A 26522-nucleotide genomic window follows, 5' to 3' on the forward strand; every position below is an offset into this window, starting at 1 on the left:
TACTGAATTAACATATTTTTGACTCTATTGCTAAAGTCGCTGTATGGAACTCTTAAATAATGACAAGCAAAGTTTTTTTGCGTCATCAATCTTCGAGTGCCCACACAGATTGCATGATTAAATTGTTAAAGAACGTTTTACTTCCGGTCACACCAGAAGGCTTCTCGTCGAAGCGGATGCGTATAATACGCTTCCATGTTTTGATGTCAACCGCTAATTTCAAGAAATTTGCGATTTTCATCCCGGTGGTTTGAAGCGAGCTTCTTATACCGTCCTGAGCCGTTGAAGCCTTGGGGGCTGCGCCGTTTCAGTGGGGTGCATTATAGGGATCACGCTTTTGAGCGCAAGTGTTTTTCATTCAAAACATTCAAATTATTGCTTAAGTGAACATTGTTTGAACAAAAGTTATAGAATACACCCCGTAATGGGACTTTTAGTTTGGTTTTTTTGCACATTCGATTACCCTAATAGCTACGCTTAGAGAATCAAGCACTACATTGTAAAGCCACTATTCAAAGGACTTGAGCATGGCGACTTCGAAACTACTCATAAAAACAACCTTATCTAGCATGCTGTTAGTTGCGACTCAAGCAAATGCGGACTTCAGCCATCAACACGCTGGCGACTATACCCAAGTCTTGCTTCCTTTAACTGGACTCGGTGTTAGTTTAGCCAAAGGGGATACAGAAGGTACCTGGCAACTAACGCGTTCTTTCGTAACCTCAACTGTTATTAGCCAGAGCATCAAGTATGTTGCAGCAAAGCAGCGACCTAACTTCGCAGCTCGAACGTCGTTTCCTTCAGGTCACACCACAGCCGCTTTTAGTGGTGCATCGTTTCTACATACCCGCTATGGCAGTACTTGGGGTGTTCCAGCGTACGCTGTTGCAGCCTATACAGGCTGGTCGCGTGTATATTCCGATAAACACTATTGGGATGATGTCATCGGTGGTGCAAGTATCGCGGTGCTCACAAACCTATTCTTTGTGAACCCAATTGCTGAGGATATAACCGTATCGCCAATGATAAACGGCGACTCAAAAGGACTTAAATTTAGTTTTAGTAACCGTTTCTTTGAAGGCGGTAGCCGTGCCAAAGCACCTGATACCCGATTTAACCCCAAGTTTAAGTTCGATTTCTATATGGGGCCAAGCCAATTAAAGTCCAGTGATAGTATCAGTTACGATAACCATGACCATTTGGAAGTCGATGACAGGATCACAACCGCTGCAGTACGCTGGACCTATGCATTAGATTCTCGAAATGACTTTAGCTTTTTTACACAACCTTTTGAAATCCGAAGTCAAGGCAAAGCAGCCAGTGGCCAGGAACAATACGCGCAGTATCAAGTTTGGGATAACATTCTAAATTGGAGCTACGACTTGGCACCTAATAATGCTTGGATAGCTCGCGCAGGCGCTGGCTTAATGTTGCAATATGCTAAAACAGCGATCTCGGACGCAGCACATTTCGAGAACTTCAATACTGTTGGCGAAGAATGGCTTTTCTATCCAATGCTTAACGCTAATATAGGCTATCAGTTCGATCCTAAGTGGGCTGCAGTATTAGCTGCTGAGTATGGAAATAATGGTGACGGAAATGTTATTAGTGCTAATGCTACCGTCAACTACCTCTTCAACAAACGCTGGGATGCTGCACTAGGCTATAGCTATTATCAACGCGACCAAGATAACGTTAAAACATTGCGGCGCATTGAGTTTGACTCAATTTTTCTACGTGTAGGATACAAATTTTAGGGGTCAATTGTGATTAAGAAGTTTAAAGGACAAAGCCCAAGTTTGGCAAACCGAGTATTTGTCGAAGAATCGAGTGTGCTCTACGGTGAAATCAGCCTTGCTGATGATGTCAGCATTTGGCCCTTAGTCGCTGCGCGTGGCGATGTAAACGAAATTAGGATTGGTGCAAGAACCAACGTACAAGATGGAAGCGTGTTACATGTTACCCGCAAAACAGACGATAAACCTGACGGTCATCCGCTCGTTATTGGAGAAGATGTCACTGTTGGGCATAAGTGCATGCTACATGGTTGTACTATAGGCAATCGAGTTTTAGTCGGAATGGGAGCAATCGTTCTCGATGGCGCTGTTGTAGAAGACGACGTAATTATTGGTGCAGGCTCCTTAATAGCCCCAGGTAAAACCCTAGCTTCTGGATATCTGTATGTTGGCTCCCCAGCAAAGCAGGCTCGCGCTTTGACATCAAGTGAGAAGTCATTTCTAGTTGAGTCGGCCCAGAACTATGTACGCTTGAAAGATGTGTACTTAGCTGAGGGTTAAACTTACAGCTCAAATCTCGTAACTCTCCAATGCATCAGTTACGGATGCATTGGTGTTTTTACAGGAATGCTTAGTTACGCTGTTAGTGTCATGCCAAACTCTACCGGTGTTTTAACGTAAGCCACATTTAGATTGCTTTGCTTAATCGCATCCATCAATTGGCTTATCCCTTCAGGATGACTTGCCAGCATGACTTTAACTGGTTGGTCACTAAGATCTATAAAATGGGCACTATGCAGCTTGTGGTCATGGCCAAAGCCCTCGCTCATCGTACTCATGGTCGCCCCTTCAAGTCCAAGCTCAAGTGCTTTTTGTATCAGCCACTCACCAATAGGCTTTCCTTGGTGTTTTCTATTTTGTTCAGTAAAAAACGTTACATAAAATCCTTGCATTAGTGCACTCCCATTTAGTCTAAATCGTTTCTAATGATAGTTTCCAATGTCGACTGGTGCGCTCTTAAATCACAGTCAACACTAGCTAGTCCAGCAATGTCCTAATTTGATGATCGGCCATTGACCGCGATCGACAAGATACTTCGACGCTATACTCGAGCCATCGGGCGGTATCAATGTTAGCTACAAACCATATAAAGCCGGGTAAGACCTTAAGGTTTGACCCTTTTAAACCACGTAAGATGACAACACTTAAAAACTCAGCAATAAATTACCGACTGTGACGCTAGTTCTTCTTCTATATCTAATTGTTCAATGAAATCCTCAATATCAAAATGCAGTTCTATGGCTATGTCTGGGGCTTGACGCTTGTTAATGCTTTGACCATAGAGTTCGCTCATCGAGGCCATCGAGATATAAAATTGTCGGTCCTGACCAGAGAATTGAGCCCCTAGCACAAAGAATTGAAAATCTTTGTCCCAATTTCCCCTATCATTAATAATCAATTGTTGATTCATCAATATTCCTAAAATCTACAAATTCGTGGTTTAATGGAAGCATTACCTATTGAGCAAGCTCACAATTAATTCGTACTATCTCTTTGATATTTACCAATTATGCTCGAAGATGGTAAGCGTGCAATAGCAAGGAAACTAACATGCTGCTAGCCCCAATACCTGACAATGAAGCGGAACGCCTTACGACTCTGCGAAATTTGAATACCTTAGATACTGAGGCAGAAGAGCGTTTCGACAGAATTACTCGTTTAGCTAAACGCTTATTCGATGTGCCAATTTGCTTAGTCAGCTTAGTCGACGAAAACCGTCAGTGGTTTAAATCGTGTTTTGGCTTGAGCGCTACCGAGACTGCACGTGATATTTCATTTTGTGGCCACGCTATTTTGCAAGATGACATATTCGTCATTGAAGATACCCTTGAAGATAAACGGTTTGTTGACAACCCCTTGGTAACTGAAGCTCCATTTATACGTTTTTACGCCGGTTTCCCACTAAAACTGGGAGATAATGTACGTATCGGAACACTTTGCATTATTTCAGATAAACCTCGCGTTTTTGGTAAAGACGACCGAATCGCCCTTGAAGATCTTGGTCAAATGGTTATATCTGAGTTCTCGTCGCTGCAACAAAACACTATTGATGCTCTTACCGGCATCTCCAATCGGCGCGGTTTCGATGTTTTGGCTAAAAAGAGTATTGCCCATTGGGATCGAAGCAACACCCGTTCGGCATTAGTATTCTTTGACTTAGACTTCTTTAAGCAGATAAACGACCAATACGGACATGATGAAGGCGATCAGGCATTGAGTGTATTTGCCAAATTGCTAACCTTATCTTTTCGAGAGTCAGATGTTATCGCTCGTTTTGCTGGCGATGAGTTCGTGGTACTGGTTTCATGTGTCGAGGAAAATAGCGTGACCTCAGCAGTGTTGCGCTTTGATAGCCAATTGCAAGAACACAACAATACCAGTAATAAACCTTTTAAGCTTTCATATAGCTTTGGAGTCAGCACTCGCGAGGCGAAATCCGAAACAACAATTAAAGACATGTTGATTCAGGCTGACCAAGCTATGTTCAAAGTTAAGGCTTTGCATCATCAACAACAATAGTCTGCGTATTAAACAACTAGTACTGAACATCGACTTGCTTAACCTGGAGTTTAAGATTGACCATCATAGTTAACCCAAACGAAAAAAATTGGCAGCTATTTAAATTTGAAGAGCTCAACACAACTCAGCTTTATCAAATTTTGGCTCTTCGCGCCGAGATTTTTGTGGTTGAACAGGATTGCCCCTATCAAGATTGCGACAATAAAGATCAACAAGCAATGCACTTATGCTTATTCGAGAAGACACGTCTACTTGCCTACGCTCGATTATTTGCCCCTGACGGACCTAACCAGCCTGCTCATATAGGGCGCGTTGTTGTCGCTTACCAAGAACGATCAAGTAAACTCGGCATTGCTTTGATGCACCAAGCAGTGAATGAGGTTGAACGCTTGTGGCATAAACCTTCAATCCACATCTCGGCACAATTTCATCTGCAACCATTTTATACCAAGTTTGGATTCAAAAGCGTCGGCGAAAGCTATCTTGAAGACGATATCCCACATATTCAAATGCAACGCTAAGGTTTTCGTTAGTTGCTCATATTGCGGCGTAATTCCCGATAAACAGAACGAGTACCGGGACGAATTCCGCGCCAAATGCTAAAACTTTCAGCGGCTTGATTCACCAGCATACCCAAGCCATCAACAAGTTTTGCAGCGCCATGGCTTTGAGCCCAGCGATTAAAACCCGTAAGTTCTGCGCTATAACTCATATCATAGCTAACGGTTGTGCTACCAAAAATCGCTGCTGGGATTTGCGGTAATTCTCCGTGCAAGCCTGCAGATGTGGAGTTAATCACAAGATCGAAGCTTTGTGACAGCTCATCCAAAGGGGTAAAACTGAGCTCACAATCACCTTTAAATTCGCTAAAGAGCTGTGCTAAGTGCTCGGCTTTATCGACACTTCGGTTAGCAATCAGCAAGGATTTCGGTTGAGCTTGCAATAGCGATTGCAGAACACCTCGTGCTGCGCCACCAGCACCAAGTAACAAAATACGCTGGTCTCTTAGTTCAACATGCTGGTCTTTCAAATCTTGTAGCAAGCCAGCGCCATCTGTAGTATCGCCAAAAACTAGGCCATCATCAGTAAAATTGAGGGTATTCACCGCACCGGCTAATTTTGCTCGTTTAGATAGTCCCGTTGCAAAGGCAAAAGCATCCTCTTTGAAGGGGGCAGTAATATTGAAGCCTTTATAACCCTCGCCTCTTAATCTGGAAACGAGATCGTCAAACTCACCCGGCTCTCCAAGTTTAGCGTCATAGACCATGTCTTGCTGAGTTTGCCGGGCAAACAAGGTGTGGATAAATGGGGATTTTGATTGAGCGATCGGATTACCGATGACAGCGTAGCGGTCCATAAAATCTCAGAATTGAAAGCGATGAACAACTGTACCGTATTTTGGATTGAGGATGCCAGTAAACCGCATCCTTTTAGTCGATATTCAGTGTCGCGTGATCGAAAGACTAATCATCGTCATCGTTAACAGTTTCGCTTTCGTCGATATCGTCAAGCTCATCACTCGTAACAGCGCTAGTACTCGCCTTTTTGGCCGGATTACTAACTAAGCCATGAAAACTTTTCCGTCCGGTAAGCTTTTTGTATTTAGCCCATACCTTTTCTTCAGCATTGCTTGCTTCAGATAAGCCTCTAAAACAAGCAACAAATGACGCTTCAGCCTCGTTGCTAGGTTCGCGCTCCCCCATATCTAGGGCTTTGAAAGCATGACCGCTGCGTTCGAGTAACTCGGCTTCCTTTATTGTAAAAGCACCACTGCGCGAGAATCCTCGCTTAAATTTTTTGTCATCATAGAAACGTCGATTGCTCTCAAATGCTTGGCTCATCAACCCTCTCCTAATTAAAAACTTAGAATTTAAAAACCGTTAAAGCGTTTTTAATCCATATTTTTTTTCGGTGCAAGAGTTGTTTGATGACATTTGTGAGTCAGATAGCAATTCCAAATTTCTATCTGCTTTAGAAGCAATGAAAAGACTACTTTATAGCCATTCCCGAGGCTTAAGAAAATGCAGATAGAGTTGTTCTTCTCGACTACCTATTTCCGGCTTCCAGTTATAACGCCACTTAACTAAAGGAGGGAGTGACATCAGGATTGACTCGGTTCGTCCACCTGACTGCAATCCAAACAAAGTTCCGCGATCATGAACCAAATTAAATTCAACATAGCGACCACGTCGGTACAATTGAAAGTCTCGCTCATGTTCGGAAAATGTCATGTCTTTGCGTTTTTCGACGATAGGTAAGTAGGCCGCTAAAAACCCTTGTCCTACAGCTTTAGTAAACTCAAAACAGGTTTCAAATTCCCAATGATTTAAATCATCAAAAAATAATCCACCGACACCGCGAGTTTCGTCTCTATGCTTCAAATAGAAGTATTCATCACACCATTTCTTATAACGCGGATAAACTTCATCTCCAAATGGTGCGCAAATATCTAAAGCTTGCTGATGCCAAGACTCGCAATCATCTTCAAATGGGTAATACGGCGTTAGATCAAATCCACCACCAAACCACCATATTGGATCTTCGCCTTCTTTTTCAGCGATAAAGAAACGAACGTTGGCATGACTGGTTGGTATAAATGGGTTATGGGGATGAATCACTAAAGACACCCCCATCGCTTCAAAACTACGCCCGGCTAATTCAGGGCGTTGCGCCGTTGCCGAGGCGGGCATTTTTGAGCCATGGACATGGGAAAAGTTTACCCCAGCTTGTTCAAATACGCGGCCATTCTCAAGAACACGCGTGCGACCAAACCCACTAAGTTTATCGCTAGGCTCTCGTTGCCAATCATCATGCATAAAAGTAGCACCAGCATCGCTGTGCTCAAGACGACTGCAGATTTGGTCTTGCAGTTGTAAAAGCGCTCGTTTGACCGCCTCTTTGTCCAAATTGTCCATGCCTAATCCTTAGCTGCGTATGATGTCAGAACTCAAAAGGTCAATGATCTGACTGGCTTGTTTGGATTGTCCCAAAGATCCTTCAAGTATGTAATCTATACCAGGCAGAGAATTGAGTTCAGTCATTTCAGTAATCGAGGGCTCACCAGCCAAATTAGCTGAAGTCGATACGATACAGTGCGAAAACTGCTGGCAAAGCTCAAGCACTAAAGGGTGCTGAGTAATACGGATTGCGACGCTATCAAAGTGACCTCGAACACGTTCACTAACACTTGCTTTTGCTGGAACGAGCCAAGTCGTAGGGCGTTGTGTCGGGCTTTGTAACTGTAATAGCTGCTGCTTAGAGCAGCGCTGCCAATCACAATAGTCGTCAAAATGCTCTATTTGAGAGCCGATCAAGATTAAGCCTTTCTTTGCAGGCCTAGACTTAATACTTAGAATTTTATCAATGGCGGGCAAACTACGGGGATCACAACCGAGGCCATAAACAGCCTCCGTTGGATAAGCGAGAACACCTTCGGCGCGCAAACATGCAAGAGCGCCGGGAATTGAACCGCTATTCGTCATTACAGTGTTTTAAGTTTTACCTGCAATGCAGCATCTTTGGCTTCTACCGCTAGAGCTGATTTAGCGCGTTCTTCTTTTACAGCAAGAGCTAAGGCATCATCTGCAACGGCTAGCATTTGCGCCGCAAGATAACCCGCATTTTTTGCACCAGCACTACCGATTGCTACCGCTGCTACAGGTACGCCACCAGGCATCATGACTGTAGATAGCAATGCATCGTTACCACGCAATGGTCCATTATCAATTGGAACACCAATCACTGGACGCGTAGTTATACCCGCAACCGCGCCGGCAAGGTGAGCGGCTAGACCAGCGGCACAGATAAAGACTTTACAACCACGTTGCTCCGCGTCTTTCACATACGCGTGAGTCGCCGCTGGTGTGCGGTGGGCAGAGGTCACCTTAACTTCATGCTCAATTGAAAATGTCTTTAGTACATCTAAAGTTGCCATCATCACTGGAAGATCCGAATCAGATCCCATTAAAACTGCTACAAAAGGCTTAGCCATCGGTGTTCCTTGTTTTATTGTCACAAAAGAAGCGGCCTATTATATCGACAACTTTTCAGCTGTAAATACGGCTCGAATCAAAATCTCAGATTATGTCCGTTTGGACACCGGTAGTACTTGAACAAATACAAATTGCAGAGCCGCCATAACCACTACTGAAGGCCCTGCTGGCGTGTCTTTAAACCATGATAAGCTTAAACCCAAGCATACTGCGCTGGCACCAAATAAAATCGCTAAACCGGCCATTTGCTCTGGCGAACGACTAAATTTACGCGCACTCGCAGCAGGGATTAATAACAAAGAAGAGATTATCAAAGCCCCTACAAATTTCATGGCAACACCGATAACTAAAGCGAGTAGCAACAATATTATAGCCCGCATTAAAGCAACATTTACCCCTTCCACAGCTGCGATTTCTTCATTGACGGTAGCAGAGAGTAAATCGCGCCATTTCCATACTAAAATGGCGATAACCACTGCGCCTCCACCCCAAATCCAAATCAGGTCGGTGATGCCGACGGCAAGCAAATCCCCAAACAAATAGGCCATAAGATCAACACGGACATTATCCATCAATGCCACAGCGACTAGTCCTAGCGATAAAGCCGAGTGTGCTAAGATCCCAAGTAAGGTATCGCTAGCTAGGTGTTTTTGTTTTTGTAGGCTCACTAGGACCAAGGCTAAAATTGCACCGGACATTACAACCGCGGCGGTTAAATTTATTTGTAACCATAGACCAATCGCGAGACCCAATAATGACGAGTGCGCCAGAGTATCGCCAAAATATGCGAGCTTTCTCCATACAACAAACGAGCCTAAAGGTCCGGCCAGAATCGCGATACCAAGACCAGCCAACAAGGCGTGAACTAAAAATCCATCTATCATGAGTGTTCCGTATTGTCTTCTTCAGTAACGACTTGATGTTGGTTTAGGTGCTCGTGATCGTGGTCATCGCAATGATGATGGTGAGTATAAACGGCGAGCTGCTGTTGTTCTTCACCGGCAAATAGTTTGGCAAACTCTGGATGTTGAGCAACACTTTCCGGTTGCCCTTCACAGCAAATATGGTGGTTTAGGCATATAACATGATCGGTTGAAGCCATAACCAAATGTAAGTCATGAGAGACCATAAACACGGCAGCATTCAAGCTTTGAGCAATTTGGGTGATTAATTGGTAAAGCTCAATCTGGCCATTAATATCAACCCCTTGTACAGGCTCATCCAAAACTAATAGTTGCGGGCGAGCCAAAATAGCACGCGCCAACAGAACCCGCTGCATTTCACCACCAGAGAGCTTTGACACTTGGCGAGTCATTAAGCTTTCAATGCCCAAAAGCTCAATTGCTTGCGGTAGATCTTGTTGGCTACCATGACGTGAGAGCTTTAAAAAACCTTTAACCGTTAGTGGCAGTGATTCGTCAACGTTAACTTTTTGAGGTACGTATCCAATGCGTAGCTTAGCTCGACGCTCAATTTCACCGCTATCAGCTTTAGTTAGTCCTAATATCACTTTAATCAGCGTACTTTTACCTGATCCATTAGGGCCAATAAGCGTTGTGATCTGCCCTGGAAATAATGACAAGTTGATTCGGTCTAAGACTCTGCGCTCATCGAAGCTCAAACAAACGTTTTGCAGGGTCAATAATGATACGGACAAGCATATCTCTCTTTGTTGTGTGCCAATTTTTGCGGGAACTAATGATACACTAGCGGCCAAATTTACTAAACAGATCGCAAATAATGAACTTCAGACTTGCAATGCTCGCCGCTCTCAGTTTTCTGATTTCAAGCCACAGCGTTGCCGACCAGCAAGAGCCTAAGGTAATTAGCTCGATTAAACCACTAGCGCTACTAGTCACAAGCTTGACCCAAGGCGAAATTAAAGGCGAGTACTTAATCGATCCGTCCTTATCACCGCACGATTACGCGTTGCGTCCATCAGATGTGCGGGCATTGCGTCAAAGCGATCTTGTTATTTGGGTCTCAGATTCCTTAGAACCATTTCTAGAAGCGCCTTTAACCCAAAACAAATCCAACAATTTGCCGCTACTCTCATTGCCAAATATGCCAGTCATTGAACATGGCCACGATGACCATGAATCAGAGAACGATAGTCATGAAGGTCATAGCCATGATATTGACCCTCATATTTGGCTAGGATATAACCAAATTCAAATTGCTGCGTTAGCTATTACCGAGGAATTGATACGGTTACAACCAGAGCTTGAATCACATCGAAGAGAGCAACTCTTAACATTCCTGACTCGTTTAGAACAACAACATAAAGAACTATCAGACCAGCTAGCGCCGATCCAGAATGTTGGCTTCTTTGTATTTCATGACGGCTATAGTTATTTTGAGCAAAGTTTTGGTCTTAAACGACTCGGTGAGTTCACCATTAATCCACAACAGCAAGCTGGGGCTAAAACGATTCAAAGTATTCGTCAATCGCTTGCCAATGGTGAAACAGACTGCATTTTTGCTGAACCACAATTCGAGGGAGCTATGTTGCAGCGCTTAGCGCAAGACACGCAGGTTACGATTGGTATTCTTGACCCATTGGGCATTGATACAATTAACAATGCCGATGGCTACTTCATGCTTATTGATGAAATGGCAAAATCGTTTACGAGCTGCCTAAAGTAGCTTAAATAACTCGTGAGAATTGCTGACGACGTGCTTGATCGCGAAAATAGCGGTCAAAGCACATGCAAATATTACGAATAAGCAGTCGACCTTTGGCTGTGACTTGGATTTGTTCAGCGTGCAACTCTACCAATTGGTCATCTATAAAGGTTTGTAGTAAAACTAAATCCTCGGCGAAGTAGCTCTTAAAGTCCAAGTCAAAAAGCTGTTCAATCGAAGTCATATCTAAACTGAAGTTACAAATTAAAGTCTTAATCACTTCGCGACGAATCAAATCGTCTTGGTTTAGGCCAATTCCTTTCCACAGGGCACTGCCGCTATCATCAATAGCTTGGTAGTAGGTTTTGAGATCTTTTTGGTTTTGAGAGTAGCTATCTCCAATCATTGATATTGACGAGACACCTAAACCAAGTAAATCAGCCTCTCCCTGTGTGGTATAACCTTGAAAATTTCGATGCAGTTCGCCATTACGTTGAGCTTTTGCTAATTCGTCATCTGGTTTTGCGAAATGGTCCATACCGATAAACTGATAGCCATGCTCGACTAAAAACTCAATGCTATCTTTCAAAATCTGTAAGCGTTGATCTGGGCTCGGCATTTGGCTTTCGTCTATCTTGCGCTGTGCAGCAAAACGACTCGGTAAATGCGCATAATTAAACACCGACAAACGATCAGGGTCTAGGTCGAGCACACGTACCAAAGTTTTGTTAAAACTCGCTGGCGTTTGATGAGGTAAGCCATAAATCAAATCAATATTAATAGACTTAAACCCACTTTCGCGTGCCTTTTCAATGAGTGCAAAAATGGTGGCTTCGTCTTGTTCGCGATTTACCGCCTGTTGTACTTGCTTGTCAAAATCTTGAACACCGAGGCTAAGCCGATTAAAGCCAAGTTCACTGAGTAATCCTATCGTTTCGATTTCAATCTCGCGCGGATCAACCTCAATACTAATTTCAGATGACTGCGCAAAGTTAAAATTGTCATGTAGCATTGCGTTTAAACGTTTGAGCTGCACCGGCGTTAAATAGGTAGGTGTGCCACCGCCCCAATGCATCTGACTAACCGAGCGATTGGCAAATTTCGCAGACACCGCTAAAATTTCTCGCTCCAAAAAGTCCAAATAGTCATCAGCTTTGTGTTGATGTCTAGTGATGACCTTGTTGCACCCGCAGTAGTAGCAAAGCTTGTGACAAAAAGGGATGTGCACATACAGAGATAAAGGTCGATCAGGGTAACTCTCTACCGCCTGAGTAAAGTCTTGCTGACTATAGTCGGGCTTAAATTCCAATGCCGTGGGGTAACTGGTATAACGCGGCCCAGAATAATTGTACTTTTCAATTAGTTCCTGGTCCCAAGACACGGGAGTAAAGTGATTCAAATCGTTGGACATATTATCTCTTTTACTTGACGATATATTGCGATAGTTCGAGCTCTTTCAAAGAATTTGCTTCAAGCAGTACTGATTCCTGATACTGTTCTTCAGCTTCTAAACGCTGTTTGTCTTCTTCAAAACGCTGATTGGCTTTTAACTGTTTGCGTTGTTCAAGTCGCGCCAAATCACCGACAATCTCATACAGTGCATAAGTTGAAGGGAAATGTGATGACCACAACAATGGCTTAGATGACTGAAGGGCGTTAAGCAAATGGTATTGCCGTATCACGCCTTCACTAATTTCGCAGCGGCCCTCTAACATGGCCAAAGCAATATACTGAATATCCGCTACAATTTTGTTGTTGCGCTTAGTAACTGCGGCCTTTATCACATTTTGCTGAATTTTAAGCTGCGCAAGTAAACGCCCTGCGTAAACCGCTAAGCCTATAACAACGATTAATCCTAAACCGCCCAATACGAGCATCAGTGACACGAGTTAGTCCTTATATTGATCGAGACTACCGCTATTAAGTGAACTCCATAGACGGTCTTCATCATTACGAGCTTCCGGCTCATCGTCGGTTTCAATTAAGCCAAGCTGCTCCATCAATTGTTGATGACGAGCAAGTTGCTTATCAAGCCATTGCTGATCAACGTCATTTAACTCTTGGCCAGCATCACTTTCGTCAAGCAAGTTGGCTAAACGCGTATTGTTTTCCAACAACTCTAGTTCTTGCTCTGGACTTAATACTTTTGCTTTTGGTTTCGGTTTTTTAGGCGGCGCTACTGCAGCCTTTTGACTGTTAGGTGTTACCAAAGCAATTGGTTTTTTACTTCCAATACGTTTATCTACTACTACATTACTTTGTTGCTGTTGTTGACTCGTTTGGGCTTCTTGCTGACGATTCCCACTTGGCTTTCCTTTACCAATGCTCGCCTTTTGCACCGCAACTTTACGTTTGCTTTTAAAATCCGCTTCCTTACGTGCAGCTAAACTGCCTCCCGAACGAGATTTTTTTGATCGGCTCATTTCATTTACCTACCGTTATTGGTTAATACAGCTTCAACAGATAAAGCTTAGTTGAAAGCTTTGCACCGAGGAGCATTACGTCTGCATTTGGGTATAAAAAGCTTAACTTTCACCTTTTAACACCAAACAAAGACCTTGTTCTTGGCAATGGCCCAGAACAAAAAAGGAGCGAAGTATACACTTTGCCCCTTAGGTAAACACAGTTTTAAATTTCGGAACTACAACTTAATGTAATCCACCTAAATACTGTGATAACAATTCAATGTCATCGTCACTAAGTTTAGCCGCGACATTGCGCATCATTCCGTTTAAATCATTATTACGCTCACCACTTCGGAATAGTTCAAGCTGAGATTTAATATACGGTGCATATTGACTCGAAATTTTTGGAAAATTAGCCAAACTTTGACCATTTCCGCGAGGACCATGGCATGCGGTACAGGCTGCTATCCCACGCTCTAAATCACCGCCCATATATAAGCTTTGACCTGCGTCGACAAACTCAGGGGCAGTTGTGTTAGGTGACATCGTTTTACTGGCAAAATAAGCTGACAAATCGCTGATGTCTTCATCGCTTAAACCAATAGCCATACCACCCATGACCGCGTTAGCACGACCAGTACCACCCGTCATCGCAGCCTTAAATTCATGCAGCTGTTTTTCTAAGTAGCTGGCATGTTGGCCATCAATTTTGGGATAACCTAGTGCTTCGCCATTTTCATTATGACAAGTAACACAGGTTGCCGACTTCGCTTCGCCTTGAGCGATATCTCCTTGTGCCTGCGCTAAACTAGTTAGTCCCAAACACATCCAAATGACAAACGTAATTTTTTTCATAATAGTCCGTTTATTAGTATTCTTTGACTCTTCCAAACCACATACGGCGCTGACATGGTACAATCACGCGTTGCGACGTTACCAATCCCAGTAACTGCGTTATTTTACACGAATTTATCAAAAACGTAATCGCTTATCCCCAAGGGAGCTAACAAAGTTTATGCCTCGTTTTAACTTTCAGAACACACATTTTGTCACAAGTGCCCCTAACTTGGACGCCATGCCAGAGGATAGCGGTATTGAAATCGCCTTCGCAGGGCGCTCCAACGCCGGAAAATCTAGTGCTTTAAACACCTTAACGCGGCAAAAAAGCTTGGCTCGAACCAGTAAAACACCGGGTCGAACTCAGCTAATCAACGTTTTTGAAGTTGAGGACGGCTATCGACTTATCGATTTGCCGGGTTACGGGTTTGCTAAAGTGCCTGAAGAAGTAAAAAAACAATGGCAAAAATCGCTGTCACATTATCTGCAGAACCGCGAAAGCCTTCGTGGCATCGTAATTTTGATGGATATACGCCACCCGTTGCGAGATCTAGATCTTGGCCTAATTCAATGGGCAGTGGACAGCGATATTGCAGTATTAGCACTACTCACAAAAGCCGACAAACTTAAGCAAGGCCCGCGCAAGTCCACATTGCTTAAGTGTCGTGAAGAGCTGCTAAGCATGGGTGGCAACATCCAGGTTGAGACCTTTTCTTCTTTAAAACGTAGTGGATTGGATGTCGTACAAAGTGTTCTCGGAGGATGGTTCGAAGATCATCAAGAGCCTGAAAGCGATACAGAAAGCCAAGTTGACTAAAAAACCTTGCTCGGTAGGCAGTTATCGAGCATTGCTACAAATCTCATCATGCCTATGTAAACAAAATGTAACAAAATTACGGAATATAATGAGACGGTGCTAATTTAGTGAAATGAACGTTTTGTTGTGAAGAACATCACAATTATTGTTGTAAGTCTGAATTTTAGGCAAAAAAAACGCCCCGTCATATTCTGACGAGGCGGCTATATAAGCCTTTTCACTACGTGAAATAAAAGGTTTGAAAGATAGAACATCTTACCTCTGTACCCTACATCAAAAATTATACGATCCAGTTCACATAAACTCAAGCTTTTTCGTAAGTTAATTTCAACAATATGTTTTTTTGACAAAATTTTGCTTACTAAACCGTTCAGAAAACGATAAGAACTAGCCCAACAACCGCAAATCAGTCACTTGCGATACATCTGTGGTATCTTTATGTAACAAAAAGCGTATTTGAAAAACAAAATGGAAGTGTATTATGGGCTTAACACCAAAACCTAGCTCTGAGTTACGACGCGCAAAACGCTTTGATTGTGACCAAGAACTTAACCTTCGCCACCAGGGCGGTGAAAGTACCGCAATAATGCGAAATATTTCTCAATTTGGATGCTTACTTGAGGTGAGCTCAAAAGTTGTAGAAACTTTCAAACCCCAGATCTTACAACAAGACCCCAATAATAAATTGGAAGTAGGGATTGATTTCTCGGATAACGAAGGAGCCCACGTTAGGACTCCAGCTCGTATCGTTTATTATCGACGGGTTGCACAGAATGCATTTTATCTAGGTTGCGAATTAAACCCTAAAACTCCTAAGCAACACTTAGCAATATGCGCACAGCTTGATTCTATTACAGGCAGCGCCCTTTAATGTGCTTCATCCCAGTTCATGCCTTGCCCTACTTCTGCAATCATAGGGATATCAATTTGGACTGCTGACTCCATTAATTGCTTAAGTTTAGGAGCAATGTCGTCAACTAATTCAGTTTTGATTTCAAAAACCAATTCATCGTGAACTTGCATCAGCATTCGAACATCATCGTTATTTCGCTCCAGCAACCACGCGTCAACAGCCAGCATCGCAAGCTTGATAATATCTGCAGCACTTCCCTGCATCGGCGCGTTTACCGCTGCACGTTCAGCACCTTTGCGGCGCATGGCATTGCGTGCATTTATTTCAGGTAAATGGAGCCTGCGTCCGAAGATGGTTTCGACGTAGCCTTTATCCTTGGCGTTTTCTCGAGTTTTATCCATGTATTCAAGTACGCCGGGATAACGTTCGAAGTATTTATCCATATAGGTCTGAGCTTGAGCACGGCCAATCGATAATTGTTTAGACAAACCAAAAGCACTCATACCGTAGATCAATCCAAAGTTAATTGCTTTTGCACTGCGACGTTGATCAACGCTCACCTGTTCAAGTTCCACACCAAAAACTTCAGCAGCAGTCGCTTTGTGAATATCCTCACCAGCTGCAAAGGCTTTAATTAGGCCAGCATCTGCGGATAAGTGCGCCATAATTCGAAGTTCAATTTGAGAGTAATCGATCGCAACCATTGTGTAGCCAGGTGCAGGAATAAATGCTTGCCGCACTCGGCGCCCTTCTTCATGTCGAATAGGGATGTTTTGCAAATTAGGATCGGTTGATGACAATCGACCGGTAGCAGCCACCGCTTGATGATAAGACGTATGTACTCGCCCAGTATGGCTATCCACCATCAAAGGCAATTTATCGGTGTAGGTTGACTTGAGTTTACTTAGACTTCGGTGTTCTAAAATTAGTTTCGGCAAGGGATAGTCGAGCGCAAGCTCTTGCAACACATCTTCGGCAGTAGAAGGCGCGCCTTTAGGCGTCTTTTTGACCACTGGTAATTGCATTTCTTCAAACAAGATCTGTTGCAGCTGCTTGGGCGAACTTAGATTGAATTCTTTTCCAGCGGCTTCATGCGCTTGAGTTTTGAGGCTCTCAATTCGCTCTGCCAATTGTTGGCTATGTTGACGCATTTTGTCGGCGTCTATACAAACCCCATTTCTTTCAAGACGAGACAGAACGCTCGCTAATGGCAACTCAATATCATTAAACAATTTAACCAAACTTGGATGCTGTTCTAATTGCGACCAGATTTCTTGGTGCAAGCGTAGCGTAATATCGGCATCTTCTGCAGCATAGGGCCCTGCTTGCTCAAGCTCAATTTGATTAAAGGTAAGTTGTTTAGCACCTTTACCCGCAATGTCCTCAAAATGAATGGTTTTGTGTTGTAAAAACTTAAGCGCCAATGAGTCCATGTCGTGGCGTGTGCCAGTACTGTTGAGAATGTAACTTTCAAGCATTGTGTCAAAGGCAATACCCTTTAGTTCAATACCATGACGGGCTAATACCGACATATCATATTTTAGATTTTGGCCCACCTTAGCGATATTCTCATCTTCCAAAATCACTTTGAACTTTTCTAATACGTACTGAGCTGGCAATTGCTGCGGGGCACCAACATAATCGTGAGCGATAGGAATATAAGCCGCTTCACCTGCTTCTACCGCCACCGATAGCCCAACCAAATCAGCCTGCATATAATCCAAGGACGTTGTTTCGGTGTCCACTGCGATTAATGGTGCCGATTGTAGCTTTTTAAGCCATAGATCCAAGTCGGCTTCAGTTAATACGGTTGTGTAATTGGTTGGTATACTTGGTGTTGTAATCTCAGCTTTAGCTTCACCAGCTTGCGCAGCATCGGGTGCACTTAGTGCTCCGCCGCCATCAAGAACTTCGGCAAGCCAACGCTTGAACTCCATCTCCCCGTATAGCTGAATAAGCGCATCTCGATCGATGTCGGCAAGTTGCATCTGTTCAGATTTAAGATCAAACTCTACATCGGTTTTAATGGTTGCCAATAGATAAGACAAGCGCGCTTCTTCGCCATGCTCACGCAGTTTTTTAGGCATCGTTTTTGAGCCTCTAAAACTTAAGGTTGCGCTGAAGTCGGGATCTGCCAGTATTTTTTCCACACCACCAATCCCTTGCAGTAAGGCTAGTGCAGTTTTCTCTCCAACACCCGGCAATCCAGGAATGTTATCAACTTTGTCGCCCATTAAAGCCAAGTAGTCGATTATCAATTCAGGTGGCACACCAAATTTTTCTTCCACGCCTTTCGGGTCTAAAAATGTATCCGTCATGGTATTAATCAAACTGACGTGTTCGTTCACCAACTGCGCCATGTCTTTATCACCAGTTGAGATTATCACCGACTCTTTACGCTCACTAGCTTCGCGAGCCATAGTGCCGATAACATCGTCGGCTTCCACACCTTCGATAGCAATCATTGGGATACCCAATGCTTTGATAATCGCATGTAAAGGCTCTATCTGAGATCTTAAGTCGTCAGGCATCGAAGGTCGATTAGCTTTGTATTCTGGATAAATATCATCTCGAAAGGTTTTGCCTTTGGCGTCAAATACAACAACCATACGCTTCGGGCTATATTGACGAATGAGGCTTCTGAGCATGTTCACTACGCCATAGACCGCTCCTGTAGCTTCACCTTTCGAGTTAGTGAGATGAGGAGGAGAATAAAAAGCTCGATATAAGTAGGACGAACCATCCACGAGGATGAGCGGGCTTTCACTTGAGTTGGGCATGCGCGAGAATCCGGAAAAAAAACCAGCGCTCATCATGCCATATTCAGTAATGATCCCAAACGTGAAATACATCGAAATCCCTCAATACACTGTAAATAAAGGGATCCTATGCATCATTATGCTTAGAAAGTAGCTGTGGATAAGTCTGTGCATAGCGCACACAGAATTCTTCCGGAATCAAAGACCCCAGAAGACAACGTACTTTTAAGTAATGCAAAATCAGTAGCTTAAGAGTAAAGCTAATAACTTTTTCAGGGAGTCGTATGTGCTAGGGGAATGTGGAAATCATACAGAACATGTAGTTTACATGTTAATTTCGCGTTGCGCCTTTCCTTGTCGCAGTTAACTCTTCTCGCCAACAATGATCACTCTGTGATCGTTGTTAAACATCTAAGCCACAAATACATCTTGCTAGAATTTTAAACAGATAAGGGTCAAAAATTCGTCACGCCATTCGACTTAGTCGGGCATTTTTCAGCCAGCAGGTAATATAGAGAACTATCGCTTACTAAAACTTCGTTTAGATCACATTTCAACCACAACACAGAAATTAGTTCACGTTCGGTTGCTCGTATTTGTTTAACACTAGCTTACAAATGGATTCAAACTCCTGCTTACCATCGGCTTCAAACCAGCACATTTGACTAAGTCCGTCAAAATGCAAACAGCCTTCAAACTCATCCATTCGGAATCGAATCCGGAGCCAGTCAGCGCCAACGATTTGCTCACAAATTTCTGCTGACATTGCTAATAGGTGCTCGCTGCCAACTTCCATGAAATTGTCTTCGTTACAGTTTAGTTCGATCACCAAACTTGATGGAAAGCGTTGCGTTTTCAAGAGCTGCACGAAACTTGTATATTTGCAGCCCAATCCGGTGCTGCTTTATCCAAATGCAGAAACTCTGGGTTTTGTAGGTAAGGTGTTTCCAACGCCGTATGCAGTGTGATCAATGCTTCGTAATCACCTTGCTGAGCAGCTTCAATACATGATTGCGCCAAGTGATTACGTAACACATAGCAGGGGTTGTTATCACAAATCTGAGCGACTCGTTGCACTTCAGTTAAGGCACTGCTTGAGATTCTAGCAAGATATTTGTGCATCCATACGGGCCCAAAACTGGAACTTGCTTGGTCTAAGTTCTGTAGACTACGCAGCGATTGATGATAATCGAGTTTTTTCTCTTGAAGGATGTCTAACAACTCTCGAATTAGTATTTCATCTGACTCGTTAAACTCATCGAGTCCCAAGCGCAGGGCCATTAAGTGCTGAAGGCTATGATTGATTTGAGCTTGGTATACTTGCCAACACAGCTGCTGTTCCTCTGGGCTCACAAAAGCTGAGAGTGCTTGCCCTAGTCGTTGTAAATTCCACAAACCAACGGCCGGTTGCTGGTCAAAGGCATAGCGCCCATAGCTATCAGAATGATTGCAGATATGGGTGGGATCGTAAGATTCTAGAAAGCCGAAGGGGCCATAGTCAATGGTAAGACCTAGGATCGACATGTTGTCACTATTCATCACCCCATGACAAAACCCGCTTGCTTGCCAATGAGCAATCATCACCGCTGTTAAGCGGCTAATCTCTTGCAACATGGCAGCCACCGGATTAGGGCTATCAAGCAACTGAGGAAAATAATGCCTCAGACTAAAATCAATTAAACGTTTTAAGCTTTCATGATGCTGCTGGTGATACAAGTATTCAAAGTGTCCAAAGCGTAAAAAGCTTGGAGCCAAACGCAATACCATCGCCTCAAACTCAAGTTGCTCTCGTACTACCTTGCCAGAACCAGTGACCAACCCCAATGCCCTAGTGGTGGGTATACCTTGCGCAGCTAAGGCTTCGCTGGCTAAAAACTCTCGAATACTTGAGCGAAGAACCGCCTTACCGTCACCTTGGCGCGAGAAAGGCGTTAAGCCACTGCCTTTGAGCTGCAGCTCCCATGCTTGCCCGCTCTCATTAAGATATTCACCTAATAACAGCGCTCTACCATCACCAAGCTGCGGTGTATAGCCACCAAACTGGTGTCCCGAGTAAACAGTAGATACCGGGTCCATACCTACCGCTATACTATGCCCGCTAAGCCAAGATAATCCCATTTGAGGGTTGTTGAAGTCTAATAGTTGGGCAGCTTTCTGACTGCCAATGATCCACTGCGGGTCTTGCATTGGTGTTGACAGTTGAGAAAAACAAATCTCAGGCATTTGCTGCGCTAAACGATTGATAAACAATATAGCCTCCTTGCTAACTGGGTTTCTAGTAGCTTTCGCCTTCGAGTTGATAGCTTTCTATTGCATCTAAAAAGCGTCGCCCATAACGCTCCAACTTTTTGATACCTACGCCACTAACCGACATCAGCTCAGAAGAGGTACTTGGTAGAATCTGACACATTTCGATGAGTGACGCATCATTGAAGACTACGAATGGAGGCACGTCTTCTTGGTCAGAAATATCCTTACGTAGTTTACGCAGGTGAGCAAACAAAAGTTTATCGTAAACTGCCCGGCTCGACTTCTTGGCACTTTGTTTGGCGGATTCAATACGCGGTTGTGCGAGTTGTAGCGTTTGCTCTGCACGCAGTATTGGGCGCGCCTCTTGGGTGAGCTCTAAGACAGACCCACGTAGAATATTTTGTAGCAAATAGCCTTGATGTACCAACTGGCGCAAGACACTAACCCAATGTTCATGGCTTTGGTCTTTACCTAAACCATGTACTGACAGCTTGTCATGACCTTGTTCTAATATCCGTTGATTCATACTGCCGCGTAGCACGTCGACCACATATCCAATACCAAAGCGTTGTCCTAGACGATAAACAGCAGATAAGGCTTTTTGAGCGTCCTCTAGACCATCATATTGCTTCGGAGGATCCAAACAAATATCGCAATTACCGCAAGCCTGAGCCAAGTATTCCCCAAAATAATTTAGCAACACTTGACGACGACAAGTCAGTGCTTCAGCAAACGCGTTCATGGCATTGAACTTATGGCTCTCAACGCGGCGTTGCTGCTCTTGCGGTATCTCGTCGATAATACGTCGCAGCCAAGCAGCGTCCGCTGGGTCATAAAGCATAACCGCTTCGACATCGCTTCCGTCACGACCGGCACGGCCGGTTTCTTGATAATAACCTTCGATATTTCTAGGAATGTTTTGATGATAAACGTAGCGCACATTGGGTTTATCAATGCCCATTCCAAAAGCAACCGTAGCCACAACCACTTCAAGTTCATCACGTTGAAAACGATCCTGAACCTGTCTACGAGTCGCTAAATCTAAGCCGGCATGGTATGCCGCCGCCCGGATCCCCTCAGCGCTTAGCTTGGTGGCAATTTCTTCAACTTTTTTGCGGCTGCCACAATAAATAATCCCACTTTCATCACGATGGCTGGCAACATAATCGCGCAGTTGCTGCCAGGCACGATACTTCTCAACCAGACGATAGCGAATATTAGGTCGATCAAAGCTAGCTAAATGTATATAAGGGCTTACTAGGCTAAGTCGCTGCTGAATATCATCGCGAGTTGCATGGTCAGCGGTGGCTGTAAGTGCAACAATAGGTACATGTGAGAATCGTTGCTTTAACACACCAAGGTTGCTGTATTCCGGCCTAAAGTCATGCCCCCACTGCGAAATACAATGGGCTTCGTCAATCGCAATTAGAGAAATATGCAACTCAAGCAAACGCCGCTGGAAGTCAGGATTTAACGCGCGTTCAGGTGACACATACAATAATTTGAGCTCACCTTGGTGTAACTGCCGATAGATTTTTCGGCTTTCGTCGCCATCTAGGCTTGAATTGATATACGCCGCTTCGACACCATTACGAACCAAACTGTCGACCTGATCCTTCATCAGCGATATCAAAGGGGAAATCACAATCGTCAACCCAGGGAAGACTAAAGCGGGCACCTGAAAACAAAGCGACTTCCCCCCACCAGTGGGCATAATCACCAAGCAATCTTGGCCTTGCAGGATTTTTTCTATGACAGTGTCTTGCCCAGGACGAAATTCGGTGTAGCCAAATACATCTTCGAGCACTTTAAGTGCGCGGTTCATTGCTTATACATACTCCAGTTAAGGAGCGCTATTGTAGCGGATTTAGAACTAAGGTCTATTGGCAATCGACTTGTTATTTTTCAAACACGCGTTTAACATTGGGCCTACAATTTGTTTACACTCCATTTAAAGGCGTACTGTGACTGAACTATCGGACCAACATCAAAAGAGATCAGATAAATGGCGCGATGCTGTAGCTCAAACATTCATCCATAACATGCCTTTCAATCAGTTGCTCGGTCTAGAACTGGTGCACTACGATGCTCAGCGTGTTGAGATTAAACTGCCAATGCAAAAGAAACTACTCGGTAATCCTATCCAATCCATCCTGCATGGCGGAGTCACCGCTAGTATTCTAGATGTGGCTGGTGGAATGATTGTTGCTGCATGCGCAATTGAGAAAAATGTTGAACTATCCCGCGAAGAATTAAGCAAGCGGCTGGCAAATATGGGAACCATTGATCTGCGGATTGATTATTTACGCCCTGGCTTTGGTGAGTGTTTTTATGCCACAGCGGAAGTCATTCGTACTGGCAACAAAGTTGCTGTTGCGCGCATGGAGCTACACAATCAAGACAATGTTCACATAGCATTCGGTACTGGTACTTATCTGGTCGGCTAAGAAAAGAAAATAGGACAGCGCGAGCTGTTCATTCTACAATGCGCCTCTTGACCCGCAATTGGCGTTCCCATGTACTCAGATACAACCAAGAAAGGCGTACTTTTCGCACTTGGTGCATATACCTTTTGGGGCATAGCTCCAATTTATTTTAAAGCCATTTCAGCCGTCCCTCCGGGTGAAATTTTAGCTCACCGTGTGATTTGGTCATGCTTATTTATTGCGGTTCTACTCTTTAGTACTAAAGCTTGGTCCCAAGTTCGTCATATTATTAAGCAGCCTTCTAAGCTTAAAGTTTTAGTCGTCACCTCGGTACTTATCGCCATTAATTGGTTGGTTTTTATTTGGGCGGTTAACAATTCCCGTATGCTTGATGCAAGCCTTGGCTACTTTATAAACCCACTGATCAATATAGTTCTCGCCATGCTCTTTTTAGGCGAGCGCTTTAGGCCCTTGCAATGGCTGGCGGTTGCACTGGCCGTCGTTGGAGTATTATTTCAGTTGATACAGTTTGGTGCAGTACCCTGGATTGCATTAGTGTTAGCGGTAAGCTTTAGTATTTACGGACTACTGCGTAAACAATTGCATTTATCGGCGCTGCCAGGATTGTTTATTGAGACGATCTTGCTGCTGCCGATAGCCCTAATTTACTTGTTCGCCTTCAGCAATAGTGAAAGTCTGCAAGTAAGTGGCAACGACTGGAGCTTGAGTGTGCTGTTAGTGTCGGCAGGCTTTGTAACAACCGTGCCATTGTTGTTTTTTGCAGGTGCAGCAACTCGCTTGCGTTTGTCCACCCTTGGATTCTTTCAATACATTGGGCCATCACTAATGTTTATTCTTGCAGTGACCGTTTACGGCGAAGCATTCTCTCAAGAGAAGATGGGAACTTTCGCCTGTATCTGGTTGGCCTTAGCGATCTTTAGTTTTGATGCTTATCGCTTTCAAAAGAAGAGCCGACAGTCTATAGCTGCCGAGGCTTAAATCGCACTAGCCTATGCACTTTCTAGCCGTGCATAGGCAGTCACTAACCATTTACTGCCAGCTTCTTCAAACTGCACTTGCACTCGGCTTTGTTGACCACTACCTTCATAATTTAATACGACGCCAAAGCCAAACTTAGGGTGTTGTACCCGCTGTCCTAATGCAAAGCCAGTATCTCCAAACGCTTGCGACTCACGAATACTTGAAAAACGGCTATCACTGGTCAGCGGTTGCGAAACACTTGTGGTTAAGCGGATCTCTTCGAGGCATTCGCTAGGTAGCTCGCGAATAAAGCGTGAACGGGAGTGGAATACTTCCTTGCCGTACAGACGGCGGCTTTCCGCATGGCAGATATATAGCTTTTGCATTGCGCGAGTCATGCCAACATAACAAAGACGGCGCTCTTCTTCCAAGCGCCCACTTTCTTCAGACGATTGCTGACTAGGAAACATGCCTTCTTCAACCCCAACCATAAACACTACCGGAAACTCTAGCCCTTTAGCGCTGTGTAATGTCATCAACTGAACCGCCGATTCATCAGCCTCAGCTTGATTATCACCAGCCTCAAGTGCAGCGTGAGATAGGAATGCGATCAGTGGGGTCATACCTTCAGTTTCTTCAGGTGCAATAAATTGCTGAGCTGCAGTAACCAATTCTTCTAAATTTTCTACTCGCGCTTGTCCCTTTTCACCTTTTTCGGCTTGAAACATGGCTAGCAAACCACTACCTTTTATCACATGGTCGCATTGTTCATGTAAGTCATAGTGCTGTGTTTGTTCTGCCAATTGAGCAATTAAATCTCTAAATCGAGCCACTGCGCCGGCAGCCCGAGCATTCAGCAATCCAAGTTCCGCAGCCTTAATACCTGCTTGCCACATACTGATTTGTTGCTCTCGGGCAACTTGGCGCATAATGTCTATGGTACGTTGACCAATGCCACGGGTCGGTGTATTAACCACCCGCTCAAAACTTGCATCGTCGCTTGAGTTACTGATCAAACGCATATATGACAGCGCATGTTTGATTTCAAGGCGTTCGAAAAAGCGTTGTCCACCATAGATTTTGTAGGCTACGCGCTCTTGCATTAGCGCTTCTTCGAGCACTCGAGATTGGGCATTATTGCGGTATAAAATCGCACAGTCACTTAAGCTAAGCCCCTGTTCCACCGCTTGTTGAACCCGCGCAACCACAAAACGAGCTTCATCAACATCGTTAAAAGCGGCATAAACAGAAATCGCTTCGCCATCCTTGTCATCAGTCCACAAACTTTTACCCAAGCGCCCTTGGTTATGTTCAATCAGGTGATTGGAAGCTTTCAGGATATTTGCACTGCTACGATAGTTTTGCTCAAGACGAATGGTGACTACATCATCCGCGTTCGAGCCAAAATCTTGGATATTCTCTATTTTAGCGCCACGCCAGCCATAGATGGATTGGTCATCATCACCCACGATCATCATATGGTTGCTTGGACATTGCAACAAGCGCAACCAGGCATACTGAATGGTGTTGGTATCTTGAAACTCATCAACCAGAATATAGCGAAAACGCTGTTGATAATGCGCCAGTAAGGCTGGATTAAATTTCCAAAGCTCATAAGCACGAAGTAGCAACTCGGCAAAATCAACTAAACCGGCGCGATCACAACTTTCTTGATAAGCACGATAAACTTCAATATGTTTTTGCTCATTGGGGTTGTCACTAACACCAATATCGCCGGGACGCTGTCCTTCATCTTTACGGGCATTGATATACCACTGGAATTGCTTCGCCGGCCATTGTTTTTCATCAATGTTCATCGCTCGTAAAATGCGACGAATGAGACGGTATTGATCTTCCGAGTCTAAGATTTGGAAATCATCGGGCAGTTTTGCGTCGCGAGCATGGGCTCGAAGCAGGCGATGTGCAAGACTATGGAAGGTGCCTAGCCACATACCAAAGGTACGGCCTTCGCTAAGTTGCTCGACACGAGAGCGCATTTCTGCCGCAGCTTTGTTGGTAAAGGTAACCGCTAAAATGGAAGCTGGTGAGTAGCCCTCGACTTGGGTTAACCAAGCAATGCGGTGCACCAAAACACGCGTTTTACCACTACCCGCACCAGCGAGTACCAACATATTTTGGGATGGCGCTGCCACAGCTTCGCGCTGTTTATCGTTTAAGCCATCAATCAGATGAGAAATATCCATGCACACACTTCACTAAAATAAACTACTGGATATTATAACAGTAATTTATTGCAGATT

Annotated in this window: 27 protein-coding genes; 9 read left to right on the forward strand and 18 right to left on the reverse strand. The window is 44.2% G+C overall.

Translation table 11 applies throughout. The annotated features are described in order from the left end of the window. Positions 1-527 precede the first annotated feature (527 nt). Both DBZ36_RS00005 and DBZ36_RS00010 read left to right on the forward strand, forming a co-directional pair. A complete protein-coding gene (locus DBZ36_RS00005) occupies positions 528-1757 on the forward strand; it encodes a phosphatase PAP2 family protein (protein ID WP_120352870.1) in 1230 nt (409 codons plus the stop codon). Between the two features lie 9 nt (positions 1758-1766). Continuing rightward, positions 1767-2297: a gamma carbonic anhydrase family protein gene (locus tag DBZ36_RS00010; RefSeq protein WP_407641472.1), complete on the forward strand. Its 531-nt coding sequence runs from the start codon at positions 1767-1769 to the stop codon at positions 2295-2297. Between the two features lie 74 nt (positions 2298-2371). Here the strand turns inward: DBZ36_RS00010 and DBZ36_RS00015 are convergent, their stop codons facing one another. Both DBZ36_RS00015 and DBZ36_RS00020 read right to left on the reverse strand, forming a co-directional pair. After that, complete coding sequence (locus DBZ36_RS00015; protein WP_120352872.1) at positions 2372-2689, reverse strand: DUF190 domain-containing protein; 318 nt, start codon at positions 2687-2689, stop codon at positions 2372-2374. A gap of 260 nt (positions 2690-2949) precedes the next feature. Further along, the gene (locus tag DBZ36_RS00020) at positions 2950-3207 is read right to left on the reverse strand and encodes a hypothetical protein (RefSeq protein ID WP_120352873.1); all 258 of its coding nucleotides are present in this window, start codon (positions 3205-3207) and stop codon (positions 2950-2952) included. A 140-nt stretch (positions 3208-3347) separates the two neighbouring features. On the opposite strand from DBZ36_RS00020, the gene DBZ36_RS00025 reads away from it, so the two are divergent. Beyond that, positions 3348-4316, forward strand: a complete 969-nt coding sequence (locus tag DBZ36_RS00025; protein ID WP_120352874.1) for a sensor domain-containing diguanylate cyclase — start codon at positions 3348-3350, stop codon at positions 4314-4316. A gap of 56 nt (positions 4317-4372) precedes the next feature. Next, on the forward strand, positions 4373-4837 hold the full coding sequence (locus DBZ36_RS00030; RefSeq protein ID WP_233558059.1) for a GNAT family N-acetyltransferase: 465 nt from the start codon (positions 4373-4375) through the stop codon (positions 4835-4837). Between the two features lie 8 nt (positions 4838-4845). On the opposite strand, the gene aroE is transcribed toward DBZ36_RS00030, so the two are convergent. From aroE to znuC, 7 genes are all read right to left on the reverse strand, one after another. After that, the gene (gene aroE / locus DBZ36_RS00035; RefSeq protein WP_120352875.1) at positions 4846-5673 is read right to left on the reverse strand and encodes a shikimate dehydrogenase; all 828 of its coding nucleotides are present in this window, start codon (positions 5671-5673) and stop codon (positions 4846-4848) included. A 106-nt stretch (positions 5674-5779) separates the two neighbouring features. Further along, the gene (gene maoP / locus DBZ36_RS00040) at positions 5780-6157 is read right to left on the reverse strand and encodes a DUF413 domain-containing protein (protein ID WP_120352876.1); all 378 of its coding nucleotides are present in this window, start codon (positions 6155-6157) and stop codon (positions 5780-5782) included. Positions 6158-6310: 153 nt separating this feature from the next. Then, positions 6311-7231: an oxygen-dependent coproporphyrinogen oxidase gene (hemF, locus tag DBZ36_RS00045; protein WP_120352877.1), complete on the reverse strand. Its 921-nt coding sequence runs from the start codon at positions 7229-7231 to the stop codon at positions 6311-6313. A 9-nt stretch (positions 7232-7240) separates the two neighbouring features. Further along, entirely contained in the window at positions 7241-7798 is a 558-nt protein-coding gene (locus DBZ36_RS00050) for an L-threonylcarbamoyladenylate synthase (RefSeq protein ID WP_120352878.1), read from the reverse strand. After that, positions 7798-8307 carry a 5-(carboxyamino)imidazole ribonucleotide mutase gene (purE, locus tag DBZ36_RS00055; protein WP_120352879.1) on the reverse strand — a complete coding sequence of 170 codons (510 nt, stop codon included), beginning with the start codon at positions 8305-8307 and terminating at the stop codon, positions 7798-7800. Before purE ends, DBZ36_RS00050 begins: the two co-directional genes overlap by 1 nt. Positions 8308-8397: 90 nt before the next feature. Continuing rightward, on the reverse strand, positions 8398-9192 hold the full coding sequence (gene znuB, locus DBZ36_RS00060; protein WP_120352880.1) for a zinc ABC transporter permease subunit ZnuB: 795 nt from the start codon (positions 9190-9192) through the stop codon (positions 8398-8400). Then, on the reverse strand, positions 9189-9965 hold the full coding sequence (gene znuC, locus DBZ36_RS00065; protein ID WP_120352881.1) for a zinc ABC transporter ATP-binding protein ZnuC: 777 nt from the start codon (positions 9963-9965) through the stop codon (positions 9189-9191). The genes znuB and znuC overlap by 4 nt, the downstream gene beginning before the upstream one ends. Positions 9966-10048: 83 nt before the next feature. Between znuC and DBZ36_RS00070 the strand changes: the two genes are divergently transcribed. Beyond that, positions 10049-10954 carry a zinc ABC transporter substrate-binding protein gene (locus DBZ36_RS00070; protein WP_120352882.1) on the forward strand — a complete coding sequence of 302 codons (906 nt, stop codon included), beginning with the start codon at positions 10049-10051 and terminating at the stop codon, positions 10952-10954. Between the two features lies 1 nt (position 10955). Here DBZ36_RS00070 and hemN read toward each other — a convergent pair whose 3' ends face one another. From hemN to DBZ36_RS00090, 4 genes are all read right to left on the reverse strand, one after another. After that, positions 10956-12344 (reverse strand): oxygen-independent coproporphyrinogen III oxidase, encoded by a 1389-nt coding sequence (gene hemN, locus DBZ36_RS00075; RefSeq protein ID WP_120352883.1) that lies wholly within the window; start codon positions 12342-12344, stop codon positions 10956-10958. A 10-nt stretch (positions 12345-12354) separates the two neighbouring features. Then, positions 12355-12810, reverse strand: coding sequence for a DUF2489 domain-containing protein (locus tag DBZ36_RS00080; protein ID WP_233558068.1), 456 nt, complete (start codon positions 12808-12810; stop codon positions 12355-12357). 12 nt (positions 12811-12822) lie between these two features. After that, positions 12823-13356, reverse strand: coding sequence for a Der GTPase-activating protein YihI (gene yihI / locus DBZ36_RS00085; protein WP_120352885.1), 534 nt, complete (start codon positions 13354-13356; stop codon positions 12823-12825). Positions 13357-13581: 225 nt separating this feature from the next. Beyond that, the gene (locus DBZ36_RS00090; RefSeq protein ID WP_120352886.1) at positions 13582-14193 is read right to left on the reverse strand and encodes a c-type cytochrome; all 612 of its coding nucleotides are present in this window, start codon (positions 14191-14193) and stop codon (positions 13582-13584) included. A 160-nt stretch (positions 14194-14353) separates the two neighbouring features. On the opposite strand from DBZ36_RS00090, the gene yihA reads away from it, so the two are divergent. Further along, positions 14354-14992 (forward strand): ribosome biogenesis GTP-binding protein YihA/YsxC, encoded by a 639-nt coding sequence (gene yihA, locus DBZ36_RS00095; protein WP_120352887.1) that lies wholly within the window; start codon positions 14354-14356, stop codon positions 14990-14992. A 481-nt stretch (positions 14993-15473) separates the two neighbouring features. Further along, positions 15474-15863, forward strand: a complete 390-nt coding sequence (locus DBZ36_RS00100) for a PilZ domain-containing protein (protein ID WP_120352888.1) — start codon at positions 15474-15476, stop codon at positions 15861-15863. Here DBZ36_RS00100 and polA read toward each other — a convergent pair. From polA to recQ, 4 genes are all read right to left on the reverse strand, one after another. Continuing rightward, a complete protein-coding gene (gene polA, locus DBZ36_RS00105) occupies positions 15860-18625 on the reverse strand; it encodes a DNA polymerase I (RefSeq protein ID WP_120353106.1) in 2766 nt (921 codons plus the stop codon). The genes DBZ36_RS00100 and polA overlap by 4 nt on opposite strands. A 550-nt stretch (positions 18626-19175) precedes the next feature. Further along, positions 19176-19463: a DUF3630 family protein gene (locus DBZ36_RS00110; protein ID WP_158588995.1), complete on the reverse strand. Its 288-nt coding sequence runs from the start codon at positions 19461-19463 to the stop codon at positions 19176-19178. Next, on the reverse strand, positions 19460-20854 hold the full coding sequence (locus tag DBZ36_RS00115) for a protein adenylyltransferase SelO (protein WP_233558060.1): 1395 nt from the start codon (positions 20852-20854) through the stop codon (positions 19460-19462). The genes DBZ36_RS00110 and DBZ36_RS00115 overlap by 4 nt, the downstream gene beginning before the upstream one ends. A gap of 25 nt (positions 20855-20879) precedes the next feature. Continuing rightward, a complete protein-coding gene (gene recQ, locus DBZ36_RS00120) occupies positions 20880-22679 on the reverse strand; it encodes a DNA helicase RecQ (RefSeq protein ID WP_120352891.1) in 1800 nt (599 codons plus the stop codon). Positions 22680-22818: 139 nt separating this feature from the next. On the opposite strand from recQ, the gene DBZ36_RS00125 reads away from it, so the two are divergent. Then, positions 22819-23301: a thioesterase family protein gene (locus DBZ36_RS00125; RefSeq protein WP_120352892.1), complete on the forward strand. Its 483-nt coding sequence runs from the start codon at positions 22819-22821 to the stop codon at positions 23299-23301. Between the two features lie 69 nt (positions 23302-23370). Beyond that, positions 23371-24279, forward strand: a complete 909-nt coding sequence (gene rarD, locus DBZ36_RS00130; protein WP_120352893.1) for an EamA family transporter RarD — start codon at positions 23371-23373, stop codon at positions 24277-24279. Between the two features lie 11 nt (positions 24280-24290). Here rarD and uvrD read toward each other — a convergent pair whose 3' ends face one another. Continuing rightward, the gene (gene uvrD / locus DBZ36_RS00135) at positions 24291-26465 is read right to left on the reverse strand and encodes a DNA helicase II (protein ID WP_120352894.1); all 2175 of its coding nucleotides are present in this window, start codon (positions 26463-26465) and stop codon (positions 24291-24293) included. Positions 26466-26522: the final 57 nt, after the last annotated feature.

The organism is Alginatibacterium sediminis, assembly GCF_003610775.1.
Taxonomy (GTDB): domain Bacteria; phylum Pseudomonadota; class Gammaproteobacteria; order Enterobacterales; family Celerinatantimonadaceae; genus Alginatibacterium; species Alginatibacterium sediminis.

Bases quoted from the DNA above. Each gene is read 5' to 3' on its own strand.
- hemF (WP_120352877.1), bottom strand. From the start codon at position 7,231: ATGGACAATTTGGACAAAGAGGCGGTCAAACGAGCGCTTTTACAACTG.
- purE (WP_120352879.1), bottom strand. From the start codon at position 8,307: ATGGCTAAGCCTTTTGTAGCAGTTTTAATGGGATCTGATTCGGATCTT.
- DBZ36_RS00070 (WP_120352882.1), top strand. From the start codon at position 10,049: ATGAACTTCAGACTTGCAATGCTCGCCGCTCTCAGTTTTCTGATTTCA.
- yihI (WP_120352885.1), bottom strand. From the start codon at position 13,356: ATGAGCCGATCAAAAAAATCTCGTTCGGGAGGCAGTTTAGCTGCACGT.
- uvrD (WP_120352894.1), bottom strand. From the start codon at position 26,465: ATGGATATTTCTCATCTGATTGATGGCTTAAACGATAAACAGCGCGAA.
- yihA (WP_120352887.1), top strand. From the start codon at position 14,354: ATGCCTCGTTTTAACTTTCAGAACACACATTTTGTCACAAGTGCCCCT.
- DBZ36_RS00080 (WP_233558068.1), bottom strand. From the start codon at position 12,810: ATGCTCGTATTGGGCGGTTTAGGATTAATCGTTGTTATAGGCTTAGCG.
- DBZ36_RS00015 (WP_120352872.1), bottom strand. From the start codon at position 2,689: ATGCAAGGATTTTATGTAACGTTTTTTACTGAACAAAATAGAAAACAC.
- DBZ36_RS00050 (WP_120352878.1), bottom strand. From the start codon at position 7,798: ATGACGAATAGCGGTTCAATTCCCGGCGCTCTTGCATGTTTGCGCGCC.
- DBZ36_RS00100 (WP_120352888.1), top strand. From the start codon at position 15,474: ATGGGCTTAACACCAAAACCTAGCTCTGAGTTACGACGCGCAAAACGC.
- rarD (WP_120352893.1), top strand. From the start codon at position 23,371: ATGTACTCAGATACAACCAAGAAAGGCGTACTTTTCGCACTTGGTGCA.
- recQ (WP_120352891.1), bottom strand. From the start codon at position 22,679: ATGAACCGCGCACTTAAAGTGCTCGAAGATGTATTTGGCTACACCGAA.
- polA (WP_120353106.1), bottom strand. From the start codon at position 18,625: ATGCCCAACTCAAGTGAAAGCCCGCTCATCCTCGTGGATGGTTCGTCC.
- DBZ36_RS00005 (WP_120352870.1), top strand. From the start codon at position 528: ATGGCGACTTCGAAACTACTCATAAAAACAACCTTATCTAGCATGCTG.
- DBZ36_RS00090 (WP_120352886.1), bottom strand. From the start codon at position 14,193: ATGAAAAAAATTACGTTTGTCATTTGGATGTGTTTGGGACTAACTAGT.
- hemN (WP_120352883.1), bottom strand. From the start codon at position 12,344: ATGTCCAACGATTTGAATCACTTTACTCCCGTGTCTTGGGACCAGGAA.
- DBZ36_RS00020 (WP_120352873.1), bottom strand. From the start codon at position 3,207: ATGAATCAACAATTGATTATTAATGATAGGGGAAATTGGGACAAAGAT.
- DBZ36_RS00025 (WP_120352874.1), top strand. From the start codon at position 3,348: ATGCTGCTAGCCCCAATACCTGACAATGAAGCGGAACGCCTTACGACT.
- znuB (WP_120352880.1), bottom strand. From the start codon at position 9,192: ATGATAGATGGATTTTTAGTTCACGCCTTGTTGGCTGGTCTTGGTATC.
- aroE (WP_120352875.1), bottom strand. From the start codon at position 5,673: ATGGACCGCTACGCTGTCATCGGTAATCCGATCGCTCAATCAAAATCC.
- maoP (WP_120352876.1), bottom strand. From the start codon at position 6,157: ATGAGCCAAGCATTTGAGAGCAATCGACGTTTCTATGATGACAAAAAA.